General features: G+C 52.3%; 22 protein-coding genes. All 22 read left to right on the top strand.

All coding sequences use genetic code 11. The features are described 5' to 3' along the window. The first annotated feature begins 215 nt into the window (after window positions 1-215). The 22 genes from L4D79_RS18550 (at window position 216) to cheY (ending at window position 21,954) form a co-directional block, all read left to right on the top strand. Window positions 216-1,322 carry a sensor histidine kinase gene (locus L4D79_RS18550; protein WP_428653052.1) on the top strand — a complete coding sequence of 369 codons (1,107 nt, stop codon included), beginning with the start codon at window positions 216-218 and terminating at the stop codon, window positions 1,320-1,322. Beyond that, entirely contained in the window at window positions 1,319-2,761 is a 1,443-nt protein-coding gene (locus L4D79_RS18545; protein WP_428653051.1) for a sigma-54-dependent transcriptional regulator, read from the top strand. The genes L4D79_RS18550 and L4D79_RS18545 overlap by 4 nt, the downstream gene beginning before the upstream one ends. A 93-nt stretch (window positions 2,762-2,854) precedes the next feature. Beyond that, entirely contained in the window at window positions 2,855-3,166 is a 312-nt protein-coding gene (fliE, locus tag L4D79_RS18540) for a flagellar hook-basal body complex protein FliE (RefSeq protein WP_428653050.1), read from the top strand. A gap of 16 nt (window positions 3,167-3,182) precedes the next feature. Further along, window positions 3,183-4,934 (top strand): flagellar basal-body MS-ring/collar protein FliF, encoded by a 1,752-nt coding sequence (gene fliF, locus L4D79_RS18535; protein ID WP_428653049.1) that lies wholly within the window; start codon window positions 3,183-3,185, stop codon window positions 4,932-4,934. Beyond that, entirely contained in the window at window positions 4,927-5,967 is a 1,041-nt protein-coding gene (fliG, locus tag L4D79_RS18530) for a flagellar motor switch protein FliG (RefSeq protein WP_428653048.1), read from the top strand. Before fliF ends, fliG begins: the two co-directional genes overlap by 8 nt. Window positions 5,968-6,002: 35 nt before the next feature. Then, window positions 6,003-6,854 (top strand): flagellar assembly protein FliH, encoded by an 852-nt coding sequence (gene fliH, locus L4D79_RS18525; RefSeq protein WP_428653047.1) that lies wholly within the window; start codon window positions 6,003-6,005, stop codon window positions 6,852-6,854. Next, a complete protein-coding gene (gene fliI / locus L4D79_RS18520) occupies window positions 6,854-8,176 on the top strand; it encodes a flagellar protein export ATPase FliI (RefSeq protein WP_428653046.1) in 1,323 nt (440 codons plus the stop codon). Before fliH ends, fliI begins: the two co-directional genes overlap by 1 nt. Before the next feature lie 66 nt (window positions 8,177-8,242). Beyond that, window positions 8,243-8,692: a flagellar export protein FliJ gene (gene fliJ / locus L4D79_RS18515; protein WP_428653045.1), complete on the top strand. Its 450-nt coding sequence runs from the start codon at window positions 8,243-8,245 to the stop codon at window positions 8,690-8,692. A 112-nt stretch (window positions 8,693-8,804) separates the two neighbouring features. Then, a complete protein-coding gene (locus L4D79_RS18510; RefSeq protein WP_428653043.1) occupies window positions 8,805-10,400 on the top strand; it encodes a flagellar hook-length control protein FliK in 1,596 nt (531 codons plus the stop codon). Window positions 10,401-10,461: 61 nt separating this feature from the next. Continuing rightward, on the top strand, window positions 10,462-10,956 hold the full coding sequence (gene fliL, locus L4D79_RS18505) for a flagellar basal body-associated protein FliL (RefSeq protein ID WP_428653042.1): 495 nt from the start codon (window positions 10,462-10,464) through the stop codon (window positions 10,954-10,956). A gap of 7 nt (window positions 10,957-10,963) precedes the next feature. Next, the gene (gene fliM / locus L4D79_RS18500; RefSeq protein ID WP_428653041.1) at window positions 10,964-12,016 is read left to right on the top strand and encodes a flagellar motor switch protein FliM; all 1,053 of its coding nucleotides are present in this window, start codon (window positions 10,964-10,966) and stop codon (window positions 12,014-12,016) included. A 25-nt stretch (window positions 12,017-12,041) separates the two neighbouring features. Continuing rightward, window positions 12,042-12,434 (top strand): flagellar motor switch protein FliN, encoded by a 393-nt coding sequence (fliN, locus tag L4D79_RS18495; RefSeq protein ID WP_428653040.1) that lies wholly within the window; start codon window positions 12,042-12,044, stop codon window positions 12,432-12,434. After that, complete coding sequence (fliO, locus tag L4D79_RS18490) at window positions 12,434-12,772, top strand: flagellar biosynthetic protein FliO (RefSeq protein ID WP_428653039.1); 339 nt, start codon at window positions 12,434-12,436, stop codon at window positions 12,770-12,772. Before fliN ends, fliO begins: the two co-directional genes overlap by 1 nt. After that, entirely contained in the window at window positions 12,759-13,616 is an 858-nt protein-coding gene (gene fliP, locus L4D79_RS18485) for a flagellar type III secretion system pore protein FliP (RefSeq protein ID WP_428653038.1), read from the top strand. The genes fliO and fliP overlap by 14 nt, the downstream gene beginning before the upstream one ends. Further along, a complete protein-coding gene (fliQ, locus tag L4D79_RS18480; RefSeq protein ID WP_428653037.1) occupies window positions 13,613-13,882 on the top strand; it encodes a flagellar biosynthesis protein FliQ in 270 nt (89 codons plus the stop codon). The genes fliP and fliQ overlap by 4 nt, the downstream gene beginning before the upstream one ends. 2 nt (window positions 13,883-13,884) lie before the next feature. Further along, window positions 13,885-14,667, top strand: coding sequence for a flagellar biosynthetic protein FliR (fliR, locus tag L4D79_RS18475; protein ID WP_428653080.1), 783 nt, complete (start codon window positions 13,885-13,887; stop codon window positions 14,665-14,667). 12 nt (window positions 14,668-14,679) lie between these two features. Further along, window positions 14,680-15,810, top strand: a complete 1,131-nt coding sequence (flhB, locus tag L4D79_RS18470) for a flagellar biosynthesis protein FlhB (protein ID WP_428653036.1) — start codon at window positions 14,680-14,682, stop codon at window positions 15,808-15,810. A 257-nt stretch (window positions 15,811-16,067) separates the two neighbouring features. Next, a complete protein-coding gene (flhA, locus tag L4D79_RS18465; protein WP_428653035.1) occupies window positions 16,068-18,167 on the top strand; it encodes a flagellar biosynthesis protein FlhA in 2,100 nt (699 codons plus the stop codon). 81 nt (window positions 18,168-18,248) lie between these two features. Beyond that, window positions 18,249-19,931, top strand: coding sequence for a flagellar biosynthesis GTPase FlhF (gene flhF / locus L4D79_RS18460; RefSeq protein WP_428653033.1), 1,683 nt, complete (start codon window positions 18,249-18,251; stop codon window positions 19,929-19,931). Then, window positions 19,924-20,814: a MinD/ParA family protein gene (locus tag L4D79_RS18455; protein WP_428653032.1), complete on the top strand. Its 891-nt coding sequence runs from the start codon at window positions 19,924-19,926 to the stop codon at window positions 20,812-20,814. The genes flhF and L4D79_RS18455 overlap by 8 nt, the downstream gene beginning before the upstream one ends. After that, entirely contained in the window at window positions 20,807-21,529 is a 723-nt protein-coding gene (locus L4D79_RS18450) for an RNA polymerase sigma factor FliA (protein ID WP_428653030.1), read from the top strand. The genes L4D79_RS18455 and L4D79_RS18450 overlap by 8 nt, the downstream gene beginning before the upstream one ends. 53 nt (window positions 21,530-21,582) lie before the next feature. Further along, window positions 21,583-21,954, top strand: coding sequence for a chemotaxis response regulator CheY (cheY, locus tag L4D79_RS18445; RefSeq protein ID WP_039467413.1), 372 nt, complete (start codon window positions 21,583-21,585; stop codon window positions 21,952-21,954). Window positions 21,955-21,982 lie beyond the last annotated feature (28 nt).

The following is a 21,982-nucleotide window of genomic DNA, read 5'->3' as shown; positions in this document are numbered from 1 at the left end:
CAAGGCGCCAATTTATTGGCGCCTTTTTCTATCTTCCTCTCCAGGTAACGTGCTGATAATAAAGATATAATCATGGCACTATTCATGCATACTTCTTGTCTATAGCATTTTATAATGGCATTTTTTGAAGCGTACGGCTGGACGTTCCACGCCGAGCGCATCGCTAAATTCTTCACGCGTCTTGATGTGCCCACTTTCGTTTTATTAGGTTTTCCATGGATGATAATCAGCCAGCCCAGAGCGTACCGCTTACTTCAAGTTCGTCTTTGGGGACATTGTCACAGCAAGTTAGTCGCTATCAGCAGGTGCTGGAAGTGATGCCATCTGGGGTGATTTTTTTGGATCCGGGCGGTATTGTCCGCGAGGCCAACCCCGAAGCGATCCGTTTGCTTGGTGAGCCTTTTTTTGAACAAACATTAGTGGATCAACGCTGGGTGGATGTTATACAGCGGGCTTTCTCTCCCCGAGACGATGACGGGCATGAGATCTCCTTGAAAAATGGCCGCAGGGTGAAGCTGGCTATCTCGGCATCGAACAGCGGCCAGCTGATTTTCATCACTGATATGACAGAAACTCGTCTGCTGCAGTCGCGGGTCAGTGAGATGCAGCGTTTGTCATCTCTCGGCAAGATGGTGGCGTCATTGGCACACCAAGTGAGGACACCGCTATCCAGCGCGATGTTATATGCCTCTAATTTGGCCGCACCGAATTTGACAGCGCCAATGCGAGATCGCTTTCAAGGCAAGCTCGTCGATCGTTTACACGACTTGGAAAAGCAGGTTAATGACATGCTGTTGTTTGCCAAAGGTGGCGACAACAAAGTGGTGGAGTGCTTTAGTCTCGAGACCCTGCTCAACGAGCTGGATAGCATGGTCGAAGCACAGGTGCTGGGCAGCCAAGTTGATTTCAGTATTGACTGTGACGACGAATCTTTGCCGCTATTGGGCAATGCCAACGCATTGGCGAGTGCGGTCAGCAACTTGATCACCAATGCAATCCAAATGGCGGGCAAGCAGTGTCGGGTTGCGGTGAAGGTTGTCGAGCAAGGTGGTTGGATCCACTTGGCGGTTTTGGATAACGGACCGGGCATAGCCCCTGAGATGCAACAGAAAATCTTGGAGCCTTTTTATACTACGCGCCAACAGGGAACCGGACTTGGGTTGGCGGTGGTACAAATGGTCGCCAGCGCCCACAAGGGGCGATTGACAGTGGAATCTGAGCTCGGAAAAGGCGCTTGCTTTACCTTATCATTACCGCAAGCGGATGCCGCTCAAGAAGCACACAATGAACAACAATTGGACCCGACAGGAGTAACACTATGAACCCAAACCGTGTTTTGGTCGTCGAGGATGACGAGGGGTTGCGCGAAGCTTTGGTGGATACACTGGCATTGGCCGGCTACCACTCGCTGGAGGCTGACAGCGCCGAGCAGGCCTTGTTGATGCTCAAAGCCAATACGGTCGATATCGTAGTGTCGGATGTTCAAATGGCCGGTATGGATGGTCTGGGTTTGTTACGCAGCATCAAGCAGCACTGGCCTAAACTGCCGGTTTTGTTAATGACCGCCTATGCCAATATCGAAGATGCCGTCTCGGCGATGAAAGACGGTGCGATTGACTATATGGCCAAGCCGTTTGCCCCTGAAGTGCTGCTCAATATGGTCAGCCGCTATGCGCCGGTGAAAAATGAAAATGGCCATACCATAGCCGCTGATGAAAAATCATTGAAATTACTGGCATTGGCCGAGAAGGTCGCTAAAACAGATGCGAGTGTGATGGTGCTGGGCCCGAGTGGTTCGGGGAAAGAAGTGATGTCGCGCTACATCCACCAAAATTCCAACCGCAGTGAAGGTCCTTTCATTGCGATTAATTGTGCGGCCATTCCGGAAAACATGCTTGAAGCGACCCTGTTCGGTTATGAAAAAGGGGCGTTTACCGGTGCCATCCAAGCGTGTCCTGGTAAGTTCGAGCAAGCCCAAGGCGGGACAATTCTGCTCGATGAAATCAGTGAAATGGACTTGAACTTACAGGCCAAATTGCTGCGGGTATTGCAGGAGCGTGAGGTTGAGCGTTTGGGTAGTCGTAAGAGTATCAAGTTGGACGTTCGCGTACTGGCAACCAGTAACCGTGATTTGAAAGAGTATGTTGCGCAAGGTCATTTCCGTGAAGATTTGTATTACCGCCTCAATGTGTTCCCGCTGCTGTGGCCGGCACTGTCAGAACGCCCGGGTGATATTGAGCCGTTGGCACAATACTTGATGGAGCGTCATTGTAGCAAGCAGGGGCAGCTGGTACCTGAGTTTTCACCCGCTGCAATGGGTAAACTCAAGCAGTACACTTGGCCGGGCAATGTCCGGGAGCTCGATAACGTTATCCAACGGGCACTGATCTTGTGCCAGGGTCAATCGGTGGCGGAATCTGATATCTTGCTCGAAGGGCTGGATTGGTTGCAGGCCGATGGCTTGCAGACGTTGCTTGAACCGATGGCGAGTACGCATTTGGGCTATGAGGCAACCGGTGTATCACATGCCGTGCCGAGTGTGGCAACAGAGCAGCAGGTTGCTGAGACGGTAAAAATGGCAACGCCAGCGGATGGGTTAGGAAATGAGCTGCGGGAACAAGAGTTTTCGATTATTCTAGACACCATTCGTGCTTGCGATGGCCGGCGCAAGGATGTCGCGGAAAAATTAGGGATAAGTCCAAGAACGCTGCGCTATAAATTGGCAAAAATGCGTGATGCTGGAATAGATATCCCAGTTTGAACACCGTAATGATGGACGAATTCCTTCATACTTAACTTAATAATATTAATAAATTTATTCGGCTGACAACATTTTGACGGGTAGGAGAGAGAAATGAAAGTAAATGGATTTCAGGCCGAAATGCAGGCCATGCAACTGGAAGCAACCAATGCATCCCGCCCGGCAACAGGTCAACAGGTCAGTGCGGATTTTGGCGCAATGCTGGGCGATGCCATCAAAGGCGTCAATCAGATCCAGTCACAATCTAGCGAGCTAGCAACACGTTTCGACCAAGGCGACCGCAGTGTTTCCCTGTCTGATGTCATGATTGCGCGCAACAAGTCCAGCGTTGCCTTCGAAGCGACGGTACAGGTACGCAATAAAATGGTCGAAGCGTACAAAGAACTCATGAATATGCCGGTCTAATTTAGGAATATAGTGCGTGTCGGAACCATCAACTAACAACGAGCTCGCTGTGGCTGGCAATTCACCATCGACAGCGGTTATGGCGGACAGTGAATCTGTGCTTCAGAACCCGGATGCTGAAGAGAAGGGGGCCTCGCGTGTCGATAGCATGCTGGGGAATCTGGATGTGCTTCGTCAGGTCGTTCTGGTTCTGTCGGTCGCTATTTGCGTCGCTTTGATTGTCCTTGTCGTTTCTTGGATAAAAGAGCCGGAAATGCGGCCGCTGGGGACCTATGAAACGGCAGAGCTGATCCCTATTCTTGATCATTTCGATCAGAAAAAAATCAACTATACCCTAGATGGCAACACTATCCGTGTACCTGCCGACAACTTCTCTGCAATTAAGCTGGAATTAACCCGGGCGGGCTTGAACCAAGCTTCTGCGATGGGCGATGACATCCTGTTGCAGGACATGGGATTTGGTGTGTCACAGCGCCTTGAGCAAGAACGCTTGAAACTCAGCCGTGAGCGCCAGCTGGCGCGGGCAATTGAGCAAATTCGTCAGGTTCGTCAGGCCCAAGTGCTGCTGGCGATGCCAAAGCAAAGTGTGTTTGTTCGCCACAATCAGGAAGCGTCTGCCACTGTATTTTTAACCTTGTCTACTGGCGCCAGCTTAGGTCAGCAGGAAGTTGATTCGATTGTAGATATGGTTGCCACTGCTGTACCGGGACTTAAACCGACCCGTGTCACTGTTACCGATCAGCACGGCCGTTTGCTCAGTTCGGGAACGGCCGATCCGCAGGCAACGGCCCGCCGCAAAGAATACGAATTGGAGCGCAAGCAAGAGCAGGCGCTGCGTGAGAAAATCGATGCGATTCTGATCCCTGTGTTGGGGCTTGGCAACTATACCGCGCAGGTTGATGTGTCGATGGACTTCAGCGCGGTGGAAGAAACCCGCAAGCAATATGATCCGGCGTCACAGTCAACACGCAGTGAATATACGCTAGAAGACATTAACAATGGCAACATGGTCGCGGGTATTCCTGGGGCCTTGAGTAACCAGCCACCGGCAGACAGTGCGATTCCGCAGGAAGTGGCTGAACTACAGTCGGGCGGCAGTGCGGGGAATAACTCCGTGCACCGTGAAGCGACCCGCAACTACGAGCTGGATACCACCATCAGGCACCGCCGGGCACAAACCGGTACGGTTGACCGCCAGACAGTGTCGGTCGCGATTGATTACAAGCAGGTACAAAACCCAGAAACCGGAGAGCTAACCCGAGTTGCACTGAGTGAAGCCGAGTTGGCCAAAATTTCCCGCTTGCTCAAAGGTGGGGTCGGTTTTTCTGAAATGCGTGGCGACATGCTGGAAGTTATTTCAGTGCCGTTTGCCATACCAGATGAGCAAATGGTGGCGGACCTGCCGATTTGGGATCATCCGAACTTCAACACTTGGGTTCGTTGGCTTGCCGCTGCCCTTGTGATTATAGTGATCATGGTGGTGATGGTACGCCCTGCGATGCGTAAGCTACTGTATCCGAACCAATCGGCTGACGGTACGCCTCTGGACGAGAATGGCTTGCCTGTCGCTGCTGGTGGTCAAGACACCATTGATCTGATTGGCAGCGAGCTTGACGGCGTAGAAACGCTAGAGCTAAGCAGTAGCAATCTGGATCTACCAAACCTGCATAAAGATGAAGATTTGCTAAAAGCGGTACGTGCCCTCGTGGCTAACGAGCCGGATCTGGCAGCGCAGGTTGTTAAAAGTTGGGTAACTGAAGATGGCTAATGAAGTCGCAACCACAGACAGCAAGAAATTTGATATCACCACCCTGACCGGGGCAGATAAAGCCGCGATTTTGCTGCTGAGCCTCAATGAGCAGGATGCAGCCAGTATTATTCGCCACCTTGAGCCGAAGCAGGTGCAGCGGGTGGGTGGTGTGATGGCACAAATGGCAGATCTAAACCAAGAAAAAGTGTCTGCTGTTCATCGCCATTTCCTTGAAGATATCCAGAAATATACCAGTATCGGTATGGGCAGCGAAGACTTTGTCCGTAATACACTGATCGCTGCATTGGGTGAAGACAAGGCAAACAACCTTGTTGATCAGATCCTGATGGGCAGTGGCTCGCGAGGTCTTGATTCCCTTAAGTGGATGGATCCGCGACAAGTGGCCAGTATCATCCTTAACGAACACCCCCAGATCCAAACCATTGTTCTGTCTTACCTCGAACCTGAGCAGTCAGCAGAGATTCTGGCGCAGTTCCCAGAGCGGGTGCGTTTGGATTTGATGATGCGAATTGCCAACCTTGAAGAAGTTCAGCCGGCGGCACTGCATGAATTGAACGATATCATGGAGAAACAGTTTGCCGGACAAGCCGGTGCCCAGGCGGCGAAGATTGGCGGCCTGAAAGCGGCGGCTGAGATCATGAACTACCTCGACAACAATGTTGAAGGCGCGCTCATGGATCAAATCCGTGACAATGATGAAGACATGGCGACCCAAATTGAAGATCTGATGTTTGTCTTCGATAATCTTGCCGAAGTCGATGACCGCGGTATCCAGACTCTGATGCGTGATGTCCCGCAAGAGCTATTGCAGAAAGCCCTTAAGGGGGCTGATGATACGCTGCGCGAGAAAATCATGCGTAATATGTCCAAGCGCGCGGCTGAAATGCTACAAGATGATCTTGAGGCGATGGGACCAATCCGTGTGGCTGACGTCGAGTCTGCCCAGAAAGAGATCCTATCGATTGCCCGTCGCTTGTCAGATGCCGGCGAGCTGATGCTGACCGGGGGCGGTGCGGATGAATTCTTGTAATAACCCACTGGGTTTACACCGTTTAAAGGCTGCTTATGTCGACTGACCGCCCTGTGGATCGCCGTCGCGGCTTCCTCCGTGTACCTGAACATCAGGCGCAAGAGCTTGAGCGTTGGGCCTACCCGGATTACACCTCTGAACATGAAGGCATTGCTGAAAATGCCTTTAACTACGAGCCCGAGTGGCAGGTAGAGCCGCTTGACGAAGAGCCTGAAGTGCCACCGCTTACTGCGGCCGATTTGGATGAAATTCGCCACTCAGCCTATGAAGAAGGGATTGGTGAGGGCCGTACTGCTGGTCACAGTGAAGGCTTTGAACAAGGCATGCAGCAGGGACTCGAGCAAGGTCAGCAGCAGGGACTAGAGCAAGGTCTGGCCCAAGGGCTGGAGCAGGGGCTAGAGCAAGGAAAAGCACAAATAGACGAGCAGGTCGGCCACTTAGCCCAGCTAGTCGAAAAGCTAGCGACTCCGCTGCAGCAAATCGATGACGCGGTTGAGCAGCAGCTGGTTCAGCTTGTGACCAGCTTGGCCCGTGAGTTGGTTCAGGTCGAACTGAAAACCAATCCTCAAGTGATTTTGCAAACCCTGCGTGAAGGGATTGCTGCGCTGCCGATGGCCGGGCAGCAAACCACGATTCAACTGCATCCCGAAGATCTGGACGTTATCAAACAGGCGTACGGTCCCGAGAACTTGGCAGAGCGGCAGTGGACGCTTCAGGCTGAGCCGGCAATGAACCGGGGGGATCTGTTTGTCGAATCAGGCAATTCGACCATCGACTATCAGATGGAAAACCGATTGCGCCATTTGCTAGAGCAATTTGTTGGCCTCAATAACCAGCCCCAGCCTACCGCTTGTAAAGATACAGGCAAAGAGCCCGGAGAAGGCTGATGGCCAATCTGGCTGAACGTTTAACCCGCTATAAAACCGCCAATACGGCATGTAGGCCGGTGGCATCTGGCCGCTTGGTACGCGTAGTTGGCCTGACCCTGGAAGCGATTGGGTGCCGGGCTCCTGTCGGTAGTCTGTGTAAGGTGGAAACCCTTACTGGCGAGATGGAAGCCGAAGTGGTCGGCTTCTCTGGCGAAACTTTATTTCTAATGCCTAGCGAGCAGCTGACCGGCATCATGCCCGGTGCAAGGGTGACGCCGATCACCGAAGCGGGGGGGATCCCGGTTGGTATGGAGCTGCTTGGCAGGGTCATCGATGGCGTGGGTAATCCTCTTGATGGCCTTGGTGATATCTTTACTGGCAAGCGGGCGGCGTTTAATGCCGAGCCGATAAACCCGCTGGCCAGAAAACCGATCAAAGAACCACTGGATGTCGGTCTGAAGGCCGTTAACGGCCTGCTGACTGTCGGCAAGGGGCAGCGGATCGGCCTGTTTGCTGGCTCCGGTGTCGGTAAATCGGTGACTCTGGGGATGATGACCCGGGGTACCACGGCACAAGTTGTTGTCGTTGGCCTTATCGGCGAGCGAGGCCGAGAAGTCAAAGAATTTATCGATGAAATCCTTGGCACGGAAGGGCGCCAGCGCGCAGTTGTTGTGGCGGCTCCTGCCGATGCATCACCCTTGATGCGACTGAAAGGGTGCCAAACGGCCCTGACGATCGCGGAATATTTCCGGGACCAGGGCTTGGATGTCCTGCTATTGATGGACTCACTGACCCGCTTTGCCCAAGCTCAGCGAGAGATCGCCCTTTCTGTTGGCGAACCGCCAGCCACCAAGGGGTATCCGCCTTCGGTATTTGCCAAATTGCCAGCACTTGTAGAGCGGGCGGGTAATGGTAGTGAGCAACAAGGCTCTATTACCGCTTTTTTCACCGTGCTGACCGAAGGGGATGATCTGCAAGATCCGATCGCCGATGCGTCTCGGGCTATTTTGGATGGCCACATCGTGCTATCACGGGAACTTGCTGATGCGGGCCATTATCCAGCGATCGATGTCGAGCGTTCGGTGAGCCGAGTGATGCCAGCCATTGTGAGCGAAGAGCACCTGATGATGTCCAAGGCGGTGAGGCAAGTGCTGTCGATCTGCCGCAAGAATCAGGATTTGGTATCAATCGGCGCCTATAAGCCCGGTACCGATCAGGCCATCGATCAGTCGTTTGCCTTAAAGCCTCGATTGGATGGCTATATGCAACAGTCAATGAAAGAGGCCGTCCCCTACGAGATGTGTGTCAACATGTTGCGTTCCGTATTGAGTGGGCAATAGATAGCGATTACAACAGCGAACAGCCATTGCTAAATAGATGGTGGAAGAATTTGCCAGGAGAAAGTGATGGCAGCCGATAGTGCACTAGAGCTGATTTTAACCCAGAGCGCAGATGCAGAGCACAAAGCCTCGCTGGCACTGAACCAAGCCCGTATCGAGCGCGAAAACTACTTGCAGCAACTGCAGCAGATAGAAAAATACCGGTTGGATTATTGCCGTCAATTATCAGAACGGGGCCAACAGGGGTTAACTGCCAGCGCATACAACCATCTGCAAAAGTTCTTAAATCAGCTTGATGAAACCTTGGTTAAGCAGAGGAGTGCGGGTGCTCATTTCGACCAGCAGGTCGAACAATGCAGTCGGCATTGGCAGGAAATGCGCAAACAACGGCGCTCCATAGAGTGGTTAATCGACAAGAAACAGACAGAGCGGCAGCGCTTGCTGGATAAGCAAGAGCAAAAAATGATGGATGAGTTTGCCACTATGCAATATGCCCGTCGGCTAATGGGTCACTAACGGGGGGCGTGTTAGCCTGTTGCTCGAATGAGGGTTGAGCAAAGACTCATATATTGGCGCATTTTTTGCATTGTTAACCGCCATAGGCCACTGTCAAAGCGCGATCTTCATTATGTTTTTATCTCAAATATTCAAAACGGATACCGTTCCGGGAGCATCAAAGTCCTCTGCGGCGACTGAAGGCCAGCCGGGCGAATTGGACGCTGTGCCGGAAAAGGGCTTTAGCCAAACTCTGCAAGGGGCTATGGGTAAAGAGCCAACAGCGGAATCGGCTGCACTGGACTCCGAGGCGAAAACCACAGGTGAAGATAGCAAAGTGTCTAGCACACAAAAGCCATCGATGGGGACGAGTGAAACCATTGATGATGTAGCACAGCATATTGATAAAAAAGAATTAATTAAGGATGGCAGTCAGGAGATTGAAGGACTGGCTGAATCGGGTGGCAAAAAGGCCGGGGACCAAACCGGCAGCCAAGCGGACGATGCGTTATCCGGTGATGATGCGGTTGCAACCGCAGTAGCTGCTCAACTTGCAGGATCATCGATAGCCAACACTGATAACGCCAAGTCATCCATGAGCGAAGGCGAAGAGCTCCTTCAGCGTTTATCAGCATCACACAGTCAACTCGCGGGCACAGATGGCAAGTTGTTGCCGCCTGATGCAGAAGCGTTAACCAAAGAGGCAATGACCGACAAAGGCAGCGCTGATGGTAAAGAGACAATATTTGGTAAAGACGCGGTTAGCAAAGACGCGGTGGGTAAAGATATCGCCATGGGGAAAGACCCTGCTGGCAAAGCTGCCATTGGGATTGAAGGGCTGGTGGCACAAGAGAAAGATGGCGCGGTACTGGCCGATGGCAAGCCGGTAAAAGGCGAGCAGGCGGGTAAAGTTGCCTTATCAGGGATGGCGTTGACCAATGGCGAGCCTGCCGAGCTTAAAACCGTTCAGGGAAAGTCAGCATTTCATTCATCGCCGAACAGCGAACTAGCGGCTTTGATGGGGCAATCATCTTCATCCGAGACATTGAAAGGGTCGCAGCTAGCGAAAGGCAGTGTGGGGGTACTGGCTGCGGCTTCGCTCGATGATGCTTCAAGCACCAAGGGGGATGCCTTGAAAGACGGTTTAATCGCGAGTCAGGGTGAGATTCACGGGCCACATACCGCGCACCGAACGGCGGCGGGGATATTGGTGACCGAGGGTGAAAAGCCAGGAACGACTCAACCTCCTTTGCTGTTGAGCAAAGAGCAAGGCGGGGAACAATTGGCGGACAGGGTTCAGATGATGATGTCGAAGAACCTTAAGCATGTTGATATCCGTCTTGATCCGCCAGAACTTGGCAAGTTGCAGATCAAATTATCGATGAATAACGATCAGGCATCGGTGCAAATTACTGTTGCCAACCAACAATCAAGGGATCTGGTTGAGCAAGCGATGCCGCGTCTGCGGGAACTGCTGCAGCAACAGGGATTGCAGCTAGCGCAAAGTACGGTTCAGCAGGATAGCAGTCGTCAGTTTGCGGGTGGTTCGCAGCAGCAACCCAATGGTCAGCCAGGCTCTTCGCATCAGTCCGGCTCTTCTCATCAGAATGGTGAACAAGTCTCAGGCCAGGCAGCCGCCCATGAGTTGACTGCTGGCAACAACAACCCGGGCAGTAGTGCGGATTTGTGGATGACGGCACCAAAAGACGGTGTTGATTATTATGCCTAGGTGTTCTGTCTGTTAAACTGGCCGAGTACGAAAATGAATAAACACAAAGGACGAATTATAGATGGCAGATGAAGCACAACCAGGCGGTAAGAAAAAGCTCATTATTATTGCCGTGCTGGCCGTTGTTCTGCTTGCAGGAGGCGGCGCTGGAGCATGGTTTTTCTTCAGTGACTCATCGACGGAGCCTGAAACCGCGCAGTCCGGCTCGGCGACCCCATCAGCACCGGCGGTGGTGGAATCAGCCTACTATGTTATTTTGCCCCAACCTTTTATTTTCAATGTTAGTGGTGACGCGCGTGACAGGTTGGTGCAGGTCAAAGTTCAGCTTATGGTCAGGGGGGATAGCAATGAAGCTGTCGCCCGTCAGCATATACCGCTGATAGAAAGTACGTTGTTGCAGACATTTGGTGCTGCAACGGTTGAGCAATTGAGAACGCCGACAGGACGATTGGATCTTCGTAGCCAGTCGTTGGCGGCGGTCCAAGAGGCTCTGCTCAAGGTATCCGGGCGACAAGCTGTTGAGCGGGTACTGTTTACTGGTTTTGTAATGCAATAGGTTTTATGTGAGTGACTTATTAACTCAGGACGAAATTGACGCCCTCTTACACGGTGTTGACGATGTCGATGATGATGATGACGGTGGCCAGAATGAAACTGGCGTTATGGCTTTTGATTTTTCATCACAAGACAGGATAGTCCGTGGGCGGATGCCCACACTGGAGCTGATTAACGAGCGCTTTGCCCGCCATATGCGGATCAGCTTGTTTAATATGTTGCGAAAAACAGCCGAAGTTTCTATCAATGGGGTACAGATGCTCAAGTTTGGCGAGTATCAGAATACCCTGTATGTCCCGACCAGTTTGAATATGGTGCGCTTCCGCCCGCTGAAGGGCACTGCACTGATCACCATGGAAGCCCGACTGGTCTTCATTTTGGTGGAGAACTTCTTTGGTGGCGATGGTCGTTTCCACGCCAAGATTGAAGGGCGTGAATTTACGCCGACTGAGCGTCGCATTGTTCAGATGCTGCTGAAGCTGGTGTTTGAGGATTACCGCGAGGCATGGTCACCGGTGATGGGGGTCGAATTCGAGTACCTCGACTCTGAAGTGAACCCGACGATGGCCAATATCGTCAGCCCGACCGAAGTGATTGTCGTCAGCTCGTTCCATATCGAGGTTGACGGCGGCGGTGGTGACTTCCATGTGGTGATGCCTTACTCCATGGTTGAGCCGATCCGCGAATTGCTCGATGCCGGTGTCCAGAGTGACAAGATGGATACCGATGTCCGCTGGAGCAAGGCGTTGCGTGATGAAATCATGGATGTGCCGGTGAATATGCGGGCCAAGTTGCTCGATGTTGACCTGACCCTGCGTGACTTGATGGAGCTTCAGCCGGGGGACGTGATCCCGATTGATGTGCCGGAAGCGGCAACGGTCTTTGTCGAAGACTTGCCAACCTACCGCGCCAAAATGGGTAAATCGGGTGAGAACATCGCACTGAAGATCACCGAAAAATTAAAGCGTCCGGATATGGTAAAAAGCGATTTGGCTTTCCTCGATCGCGATGAACTAGGCTCGGCACTGTTGAACCTTCACAGTGACGATACAGACAATTAAGGACGAGATCCGAATAGGTACAAACATGTCTAATAATGATCAACAAATTGCCGACGATTGGGCGGCGGCTTTGGCTGAACAGGCCAGTGATGAAGGGGCGCAGCCGGCGCCGCTGGAAGAGCTGACCGATGAATCGGCTCCGATTGGCGAAGATGAACGCCGCAAACTCGATACTATCTTGGATATCCCGGTGACCATCTCGATGGAAGTTGGCCGGACGCAAATCAGTATTCGAAACTTGCTGCAACTTAACCAGGGCTCAGTCGTAGAGCTCGATCGTGTCGCCGGTGAATCACTGGATGTGATGGTTAACGGTACCCTGATTGCCCACGGCGAAGTCGTGGTGGTCAATGACAAATTCGGTATTCGCCTGACTGATGTGATCAGTCAGACCGAACGGATCAAGAAGTTGCGTTAATGGTGGCGCCTGAATTGAATTTGGCGACCACGCTCGCTTCGCTGTTGTTGGTCTTGGCGGTTATCGTTCTGTTGGCTTGGCTCATCAAAAGGATGAAGCTACCCGGTTTGCAGGGCGGTGATAGCGCCATTCGTATTTTGCGCCAGCTGCCGGTTGGCCAGCGTGAACGAATCGTTCTGTTGCAGGTCGGTGAAGAACAGATGCTGGTCGGGGTGACCCAACATAATATTTCGCTGCTTGGAAAACTCGATAATCCTATTGTTTCCGAGCAAGGTCAGGATGGCGGAGAATTTGCCAGCCAGCTGGGAAAGCTGTTGAGAAAAAATGATAAGAACTAATTTCATTGCCGCCTTATTGGCGGCTTTTTCGCTTTTGTTGGTGTTTCCTGCTGCGGCAGAAACGGCAGCGGGTTTGGCTGAAGGTGCTGCTGCTCAGCCGGGCGCGACATTGAGCGAGATGCAAAACGAAGCCGGTTCAACCGCGATGGCACTGACCCGAAGCGGGGGAAGTGGTATCCCGGCTTTCTCGGTGACGGTAAACCCAGATGGCAGCGAGGATTACTCGGTTACCCTGCAAATCCTTGCCTTGATGACCGCATTGGGATTCTTGCCGGCCATTGTGATCCTGATGACCTCCTTTACCCGGATCGTGGTGGTCATATCGATATTGCGTCAGGCGATGGGCTTGCAACAGACACCGTCGAATCAGGTCATTATCGGTATCGCTATGTTTATGACATTTTTCGTGATGTCGCCGGTGCTCGACAAGATCAACACCGAAGCGGTGCAACCTTATATCAACGAACAAATGAGTGCTGGCCAAGCGTTGGAAGCGGCTCAAGATCCGCTACGGCAGTTCATGCTCAAGCAGACTCGAGTCAAAGACTTGGAAACCTTTGTCGAGATGTCGGGCTCGAATGCCACCGATCCGCAGGAAGTACCGATGACGGTACTGATCCCGGCCTTTGTGACCTCAGAGTTGAAAACGGCGTTCCAGATAGGCTTCATGTTGTTCTTGCCCTTTTTGATCATTGATTTGGTGGTGGCATCGGTATTGATGGCCATGGGTATGATGATGCTCTCGCCGATGATCGTTTCTTTGCCGTTCAAGTTGATGCTGTTTGTGCTGGTGGATGGCTGGAACTTGATCCTATCGACCTTGGCTGGGAGTTTTGGTACGTGACGCCGGAGTTTTTTGTCGAAATCTTCCAAGATGCACTCTATATGGTACTGATCATGGTCTGCGCCATTGTCGTGCCGGGCTTGCTGATTGGCCTGGTGGTCGCGGTCTTCCAGGCAGCAACGTCGATTAACGAGCAGACCCTGAGCTTCTTGCCAAGGTTGGTCGTGACCTTGCTGGCCCTGATGTTCTTCGGCCATATGATGACCCAGATGCTGATGGATTATTTCCACCAGATGATTGATTATATCCCGCAACTGCTGCACTGATGATGAATTATCCTGCACCCCTGCTATTGGAGTGGCTGGCAACGATTTTTTGGCCGCTGACCCGGATCTCATCGATGATGATGGTGATGACATTTTTTGGTGCCCGCTATGTCGCACCTAAAATTCGTCTCTATGTTTCCTTGCTGTTTACCTTTGCACTGTTACCGGTCTTGCCGGTTGCCCCGGTCGATATTCCCTTGATGTCGCTGCAAGGCTTCATCACCACGGGTCAGCAGGTGATCATCGGTGTGGCGATGGGGATGGTGACCACCTTTGTCACCCAGACCTTTATTCTACTGGGACAGATCCTCGGTATGCAGTCAAGCTTGGGTTTTGCCTCTATGGTTGACCCGTCTAACGGTCAGAATACCCCGGTGCTGGGTCAGTTCTACATGTTCCTGGTGGTGATGATTTTCTTGGCCACAGATGGCCACTTAATGATGCTCAAGCTGGTAGCGATGAGTTTCCATACCTTGCCTGTAGGCAAGTCGATGCTCGAAGCCGGTGATTACTACCAGATGGCGCAGTGGTTCGGCCATATGTTCAAGTTTGCCCTTAGCATGGCAATTGCTGGTGTGGTGGCCTTGTTGGTGGTCAATATGTCGTTTGGTGTCATGACCCGGGCAGCGCCGCAGCTGAATATTTTTGCCCTCGGCTTTTCATTTGCCCTTTTGCTGGGTTTTGTGATCAGCTGGTTCTTGATTGCAGGTATTTTGCCGCACTACGAAACGATCTGGCAGGTAGGTGTCGAGCAAGTGTGTAGTTTAATTCGGCTAGATTGCTAGGCAGAGGCGCTAATGGCAGAGTCTGACGGACAAGAAAGAACCGAAGAGGCCACGCCCCGAAGGCGGGATCAGGCCCGCGAAAAAGGACAGGTTCCCCGGTCGAGGGAGCTGGCATCAATTGCTGTGCTGGTGGCTGGCGCCGTCGGTATGATGTGGTTTGGTGAGGCGCTTGGCCGCGGTATCGGTGAGGTCATGACAAGACTGTTCAGCCTAACCCGAGAGGAAGTCTTCGATCTATCACAGCTGTTTGGCTTGATAGTGTCGGCTCTCGGTAATGTGCTGTTTCCGTTATTCATCTTTTTGCTCTTTGTGTATGTCGCCGCTTTTATTGGCGCCACGGGCCTTGGTGGGATCCGCTTTTCGTCACAAGCGGCAGCCCCTAAGCTGTCCAAAATGAACCCGATCAGCGGCTTCAAGCGGATGATGGGCAAGCAGAGCTTGGTTGAGTTGATTAAGTCGATCCTCAAAGTTCTGTTGGTGGTTGGGGTCGCCTTCTTCCTGCTCAAGGCCAGCTTGACCGATTTCTATCAACTTAGCCGCGAGGTGTATCCACAAAATATTGCTCACGCACTGGATATTTTACTCAATTTCATTTTTTTGATCAGTTGCTCCCTGTTAGTTGTGGTTGCTATCGATATCCCGTTCCAGATCTGGCAGCACAATGAACAGCTCAAGATGACCAAGCAGGAAGTGAAGGACGAATTCAAGGACTCGGAAGGTAAGCCGGAAGTGAAGGGCCGTATCCGTATGCTCCAGCGTGAAATGGCACAGCGGCGAATGATGGCGGATGTCCCTCAGGCCGATGTGGTGATCACCAACCCGGAGCACTTCTCTGTCGCACTGCGCTATGACTCCAAGATTGACTCGGCACCGGTGGTCATTGCGAAAGGAACCGACTTCTTGGCATTGAAAATCCGTGAAATCGCCAACGAACACGAGATCGAAATTGTCCCTGCGCCGCCACTGGCGAGGGCCCTATATCACACCACCGAACTCGAGCAGCAGATCCCTGATGGGCTATTTGCCGCCGTGGCACAGGTACTGGCGTATATTTACCAGCTCAAGCAGTACCAGAAAGGGCGTGGGCGCAAGCCAGCCTTATCCAAGGAAGCGTCGGATATCCCTAACGAGTTTCGTTACTAACCTATCCAGGTTGATTAACCACCAACCACACATTTCTGCTAAAAAGGTCAAGAAAATGACACTAATTTAAGGCATGATAATTGCTAATCAATTAAATGTCGGTTGCTTTTTGTTTGCCGGTGAAAACGGTACAATAGAGATACCAAATTCTTATAACTACCCCTCGCAGATCCTACTAGATACAGTGTCGTCGCAGTGACTACCGGTATATTGAAGGTGTCTTGGTTTAGCGGGAACAGAACCATTACAGACATTGCATGAAGCTATCTTTACCCTTTACCGATAAGTTCAATCCTGCTCGTTTACAGTCGATGCCTGCGATAGGTGCGCCTGTCTTGGTATTGGCAACGTTGGCAATGATCATATTGCCGATGCCGCCAGTACTGCTGGATATGGCTTTTTCCTTCAATATCGCGCTTGCCCTCGTGGTACTGCTGGTGACGATTTATACCCGTCGTCCACTTGATTTTGCAGCCTTCCCGACAGTATTGCTGATAGCGACTTTGCTCCGCTTGGCATTGAACGTTGCTTCTACCCGAGTCGTATTGCTTTATGGCCACGAAGGACCGGATGCTGCCGGTCAGGTTATCGATGCGTTCGGCTCGGTGGTGATCGGGGGTAACTATGCGGTTGGTTTGGTGGTTTTCCTGATCTTGATGATTATCAATTTCATGGTCGTGACCAAAGGTGCCGGCCGAATTTCCGAGGTAAGTGCCCGCTTTACCCTTGATGCCTTGCCGGGTAAGCAGATGGCCATCGATGCCGATTTGAATGCCGGTTTGATTGACCAGGATCAGGCCCGTACCCGCCGTTCCGAAGTCACCAAAGAAGCGGACTTCTATGGTTCGATGGATGGTGCCTCCAAGTTTGTGAAGGGGGATGCCATTGCCGGTATCCTTATCCTGTGTATCAATATTATCGGCGGGCTGGTCATTGGTATGAGCCAGCATGGCCTTGGCTTTGGTGAAGCGATTGAAATCTACAGTTTGCTGACCATCGGTGACGGCCTTGTTGCCCAAATTCCTTCCTTGCTGTTGTCCATTGGTGCCGCCATGATGGTGACGCGTCAAAATACTGACGAAGACATGGGCCAGCAGATGATTTTCCAGATGTTCAACAACCCGCAGGCGTTGATCATCACCGGTGGGATCCTGTTTGTGATGGGGATCGTGCCGGGCATGCCACATATACCGTTCTTGTTATTGGCTGCGCTAATTGGTGGGGTCGCTTATTGGCGCATCAAGTCACAGCGTGAAGCGGCTGAAATCAAAGAGCAAGCAGCCTCGACCGATGTGGTGGCGCCACAGCAGCCCAAAGAGCTGTCTTGGGATGATGTCAAACCGATTGATGTCATTGGCCTCGAAGTGGGCTACCGGCTTATACCTATGGTCGACAAAGACCAAGGCGGTGAGCTGCTGGAGCGGGTGAAAGGGGTGAGGAAGAAACTGTCTCAGGACTTTGGTTTCTTGATCCCGGCTGTCCATATCCGCGATAACCTCGAGCTGCCACCCAATACCTACCGCATCAGCTTGATGGGGGTTGCCTGTGGTGAGGCCAATATCCACCCTAACCGTGAGTTGGCGATCAACCCAGGCCAAGTGTTTGGTAACGTGGACGGCGAGCGCACGATTGATCCGGCTTTTGGTCTTGAAGCGGTATGGGTCAACGACTCTCAACGCGAACATGCCCAAGCGCTCGGCTACACCGTCGTCGACTCTGCGACGGTGCTGGCGACCCACCTCAGCCAGATCTTGACTAACCGTGCAGCCCAGCTGATTGGCTACGAAGAAGTCCAGAATCTGCTCGACTTGCTGGCCAAGTCTGCGCCTCGCTTGGTTGAAGGCTTGGTGCCGGATCAGCTTAGCTTGGGGGTCATCGTTAAAGTACTACAGAACCTGCTTAATGAGGCGATTCCCATTCGGGATATTCGGACCATCGTGCAGACGCTGGCAGAATACTCCAGCAAGAGTCAAGATCCTGACATTCTGACGGCGGCAGTCCGCGTCAGCTTGAAACGATTAATTTGCCAGGAAATCAATGGTATAGAGCCGGAATTGCCTGTTATTACCCTCGTTCCAGAGTTGGAGCAAATCTTGCATCAAACTATGCAGTCTTCCGGCGGCGAGTCGACCGGTATTGAACCTGGCCTGGCTGAGCGCCTGCAGCGTTCACTGGTCGATGCGACCCAGCAGCAAGAACTGAAAGGCGAACCTGCCGTGTTGCTGACATCGGGTGTACTAAGGCTGACACTCGCGAAGTTTGTAAAAAACACAATTCCGTCATTACGTGTGTTGTCTTATCAGGAAGTACCTGATGAGAAACAGATCCGTATTGTCAATGCAGTAGGGAATTCATAATGGCGGTAACGGCGATGACGATGATGGAGATGGTCTTAGGGCTATCAACACCTCACGGCCTGAAATTACGGGAAGGTCACATTGAAAATTAAACGTTTTTTTGCCAAAGATATGCGTGCAGCACTCACCCAAGTTAAGGAAGAACTGGGTGCGGATGCGGTCATCATGTCGAATAAAAAGGTCACCGGTGGGGTGGAAATTGTTGCAGCGCTGGACAGTGAGGATCCTCGCGGCCAACTGTCGTCGGCTGCCAGCAAAACACGCGAAGAACTCGCCGAACGGCTTGATAGTGCCAAGCGCCAACTGGCTGATGATAAGGTCCAGCTCCAATCACCATCAAGCCGGTTTGCCAAAGTGCTAAACAACTTTACCGGCCAGTCTGGTGATGCCGAGCAGAACAGTGGCCAAGGCAATGAAGCCGATTCGTTGTCAGCACTGTTGCAGCGTCAATCCAAGCATTATGGTGATGAGCCGCGTTATGGTCGACACGAAGAGCCCCAGCGTCGTCAGCCTGACTCTTATTTCAATAATCCAGCTGCTCGTCAGCAACCAAGCCGACACGCAAATCACCAGTCAGGCCGTCAACAAGCGGGTCGTCAGCCCAGCCGCCATCAGCTCGATATCGGTGATTATCGTCGCCCGGCGGTACCTCAGGCTGAGCCTCTGCATGCCTCCCGCTCTACAGGCCGTAGCGCTGCTGGCCATAGTCCAGCAGAGAGCCCATTAGAATCACACCGCTCAGAATCTCGATTTGGTTCACCGCAGCAGCCGAAAAATCGTTTGGATCCAAGCCGCTACGATCCCAAAGCGCGCAACCATAGCACCGATGAAATCGATGCGATGCGTAATGAAATGGCCTCGATCCGTCGTCTGCTCGAGCATCAGGTTTCTGGCTTAATGTGGCAGGAAATGGAGCGTCGCGAGCCGATGCGAGCGATGATGATCAAACGGTTGGAAAAAATGGGGTTGTCGCAGGAGCTTTCTGATCAGCTGGCATGCTACATCCCTGAAGATGTGCCAGCGAACGAAGCATGGCCAGCCCTGCTGAACCTGCTTTCTGACCAGATTATTACCACCAAAGACAGTATTTTGGAAAACGGTGGCGTTGTCGCACTGCTTGGGCCAACAGGTGTGGGGAAAACCACCACGATAGCCAAGCTGGCTGCACGGGCAGCGATGGAGTTTGGCCCCGATCAAATCGCCATGGTGACAACCGATACATTCCGTATCGGTGCGCATGAACAATTGGCAACTTACGGACGAATTATGGGCTGTCCGGTCAGAGTGGCTAAAGATGCCGAGGAATTGGCCGATATATTACATCAGCTACGTCATCGTCGTCTGGTTCTGCTTGATACCGCTGGGATGGGACAACGTGATATCAGGCTATCGGAGCAACTCGACACCCTTATGCAAAACAGTGGGTCGCAAATCCGCAGCTATTTGGTGTTGCCTTCGACAGCACAGCGCCGGGTGCTGCATGAAACCATTGAGCATTTCCGTCGTATTCCGCTATCGGGCTGTGTACTGACCAAGCTGGATGAATCATTGAGTTTGGGTGAGGTGATCAGCGTGTCGATACAACACGCACTGCCAATTGCCTATCTTGCTGACGGGCAACGGGTACCGGAAGACATTAAGATCGCCACGGGGAACTATCTGGTTGCTCGGGCAAATGAATTACTTGAACAAGAGTTAAGCCAGCAAACCCACTTCTGGAGTAGCGAAAGCGCTGAGAACCAGGGGGCAGACTTTTATGACTGAGAGCGCCATGTACGATCAAGCTAGCGGTTTACGCCGTATGACCCAGCTAACCTCAACCAAAGTGATTACCGTGACTGGCGGTAAGGGAGGCGTGGGGAAAACCAATGTGACCCTGAACATGGCGATTTCAATGGCTCGCCAGGGTAAGCGGGTTATGGTACTCGATGCCGATCTCGGATTGGCGAATGTTGATGTAATGCTTGGCTTGCGTGCCGGGCGGAACTTATCGCACGTGCTGTCAGGGGTGTGCGAACTTAAAGATATCATTGTCGAAGGCCCATACGGGGTGAAGATTGTTCCGGCAGCTTCCGGTACCCAGAATATGGCTGAGCTGACCGCCGCCCAGCACATGGGGCTGATCCGGGCGTTCAGTACCCTTGAAGACGATATTGATGTATTGCTGGTCGATACCGCCGCAGGCATTTCGGATATGGTGCTGAGCTTTTCCCGCGCTGCCCAGGATGTGGTTGTGGTGGTTTGTGATGAGCCAACCTCGATCACCGATGCCTACGCCATGATTAAGATCCTCAGCCGCGAATATGATGTCCAGCGCTTCAAAATTGTGGCGAACATGGTGCGTAGCTACCGAGAGGGGCGTGAGCTGTTTATCAAGCTGACCCGGGTGACCGAGCGCTTCTTGGATGCCAACCTTGAATTGGTGGCGTGTATTCCACTTGATGATCGGGTTCGCCAGTCGGTGAAACGTCAGAAACTGGTGGTGGAAGCTTTCCCGCGCAGCCCGGCAGCATTGGCACTGGGGGCTTTGGCCAACAAAGCAGCCATGTGGCCGGTCCCGCAAAGTCCTGGCGGTCATCTGGAGTTCTTTGTTGAAAGGCTGTTGGTGAATACCCGACAGCCTCGGGAGGTGCCGCTCAGTGAATAAGGCATTAACCTATGGGCGCTACCAGCAGAGTCCACAGGCCTTTATCGAACGCTACTCGTCATTGGTTAAGCGGATTGCCCATCACCTTATGGGCCGTTTGCCGCCGAGTGTGCTGTTGGAAGATCTTATTCAGGCCGGCATGATTGGCCTGCTTGAGGCCCAGCAGAACTATGACCCGACCAAGGGCGCGAGTTTCGAAACCTTTGCCGGCATCCGTATTCGCGGCGCCATGCTGGATGATATCCGCCGCGGGGACTGGGTTCCCCGCTCTGTTTATAAAAACAACCGACGTATTTCTGAAGCCATTTCGGTCCTTGAAGGCACCCTCGGCCGGGATCCCAACGATCAGGAAATTGCGGCATATCTCGAAATGACGCTAGAACAGTACCACCAGGCCTTAAATGATGTTAATTGTGGTCGTTTAGTGGGTATGGATGATCTTGGGGTTGCGGAAGACACGGTCGCAAATGAAGAATCGGTTGAAGAAAATCTTCCCTTTCAGGGGGTTGTGGATGATAATTTTCGCCAATCCTTGGCCGGAGCGATTAAGACCCTGCCTGAAAGAGAAGCATTAGTTTTGTCCCTGTACTATGACGAGGAGCTAAACCTCAAAGAGATAGGGGCGGTTATCGGGGTGAGTGAATCCCGAGTTTGCCAGATTCACAGTCAGGCGATGCAACGTTTGCGGTCCAAGTTGACTGCGTGGACTTCGTAATAAACACACTATAAAACACTGATAATTCAGTGGGGGCAACTTTGAATAAAAACATGAAAATCCTCATTGTTGATGATTTCTCAACAATGCGCCGAATCGTAAAGAATTTACTGCGTGACCTGGGCTTCAACAATACCCAGGAGGCGGATGATGGATTGACTGCGCTACCGATGCTGAAAAAGGGCGGTTTTGACTTTGTCGTGACCGACTGGAACATGCCGGGCATGCAGGGTATCGATCTACTCAAGCATATCCGTGCCGATGCCGAACTCAAGCATCTGCCTGTGCTGATGATCACTGCGGAAGCCAAGCGTGAGCAGATCATTGAAGCTGCCCAAGCCGGTGTTAATGGCTATATCGTGAAGCCATTTACTGCAGCAACGCTGAAAGAGAAGCTTGATAAAATCTTCGAGCGTATGCAGTAAAACACTTTTCGGGCATCAAAGGACAATA

The organism is Photobacterium satsumensis (assembly GCF_050336935.1).
Taxonomy (GTDB): Bacteria; Pseudomonadota; Gammaproteobacteria; order Enterobacterales; family Vibrionaceae; genus Photobacterium; species Photobacterium satsumensis.
This window is presented reverse-complemented; position numbering and strand designations above follow the sequence as displayed.

Excerpts from the sequence above, each read along its gene's own strand:
- L4D79_RS18550 (WP_428653052.1), top strand. The coding sequence starts at position 216 with ATGGATGATAATCAGCCAGCCCAGAGCGTACCGCTTACTTCAAGTTCG.
- fliJ (WP_428653045.1), top strand. The coding sequence starts at position 8,243 with ATGGCAGCCGATAGTGCACTAGAGCTGATTTTAACCCAGAGCGCAGAT.
- fliL (WP_428653042.1), top strand. The coding sequence starts at position 10,462 with ATGGCAGATGAAGCACAACCAGGCGGTAAGAAAAAGCTCATTATTATT.
- L4D79_RS18510 (WP_428653043.1), top strand. The coding sequence starts at position 8,805 with ATGTTTTTATCTCAAATATTCAAAACGGATACCGTTCCGGGAGCATCA.
- fliO (WP_428653039.1), top strand. The coding sequence starts at position 12,434 with ATGGTGGCGCCTGAATTGAATTTGGCGACCACGCTCGCTTCGCTGTTG.
- L4D79_RS18545 (WP_428653051.1), top strand. The coding sequence starts at position 1,319 with ATGAACCCAAACCGTGTTTTGGTCGTCGAGGATGACGAGGGGTTGCGC.
- fliE (WP_428653050.1), top strand. The coding sequence starts at position 2,855 with ATGAAAGTAAATGGATTTCAGGCCGAAATGCAGGCCATGCAACTGGAA.
- fliR (WP_428653080.1), top strand. The coding sequence starts at position 13,885 with ATGAATTATCCTGCACCCCTGCTATTGGAGTGGCTGGCAACGATTTTT.
- fliI (WP_428653046.1), top strand. The coding sequence starts at position 6,854 with ATGGCCAATCTGGCTGAACGTTTAACCCGCTATAAAACCGCCAATACG.
- flhB (WP_428653036.1), top strand. The coding sequence starts at position 14,680 with ATGGCAGAGTCTGACGGACAAGAAAGAACCGAAGAGGCCACGCCCCGA.
- fliN (WP_428653040.1), top strand. The coding sequence starts at position 12,042 with ATGTCTAATAATGATCAACAAATTGCCGACGATTGGGCGGCGGCTTTG.
- fliP (WP_428653038.1), top strand. The coding sequence starts at position 12,759 with ATGATAAGAACTAATTTCATTGCCGCCTTATTGGCGGCTTTTTCGCTT.
- L4D79_RS18455 (WP_428653032.1), top strand. The coding sequence starts at position 19,924 with ATGACTGAGAGCGCCATGTACGATCAAGCTAGCGGTTTACGCCGTATG.
- cheY (WP_039467413.1), top strand. The coding sequence starts at position 21,583 with ATGAAAATCCTCATTGTTGATGATTTCTCAACAATGCGCCGAATCGTA.
- fliH (WP_428653047.1), top strand. The coding sequence starts at position 6,003 with ATGTCGACTGACCGCCCTGTGGATCGCCGTCGCGGCTTCCTCCGTGTA.
- fliG (WP_428653048.1), top strand. The coding sequence starts at position 4,927 with ATGGCTAATGAAGTCGCAACCACAGACAGCAAGAAATTTGATATCACC.
- flhA (WP_428653035.1), top strand. The coding sequence starts at position 16,068 with ATGAAGCTATCTTTACCCTTTACCGATAAGTTCAATCCTGCTCGTTTA.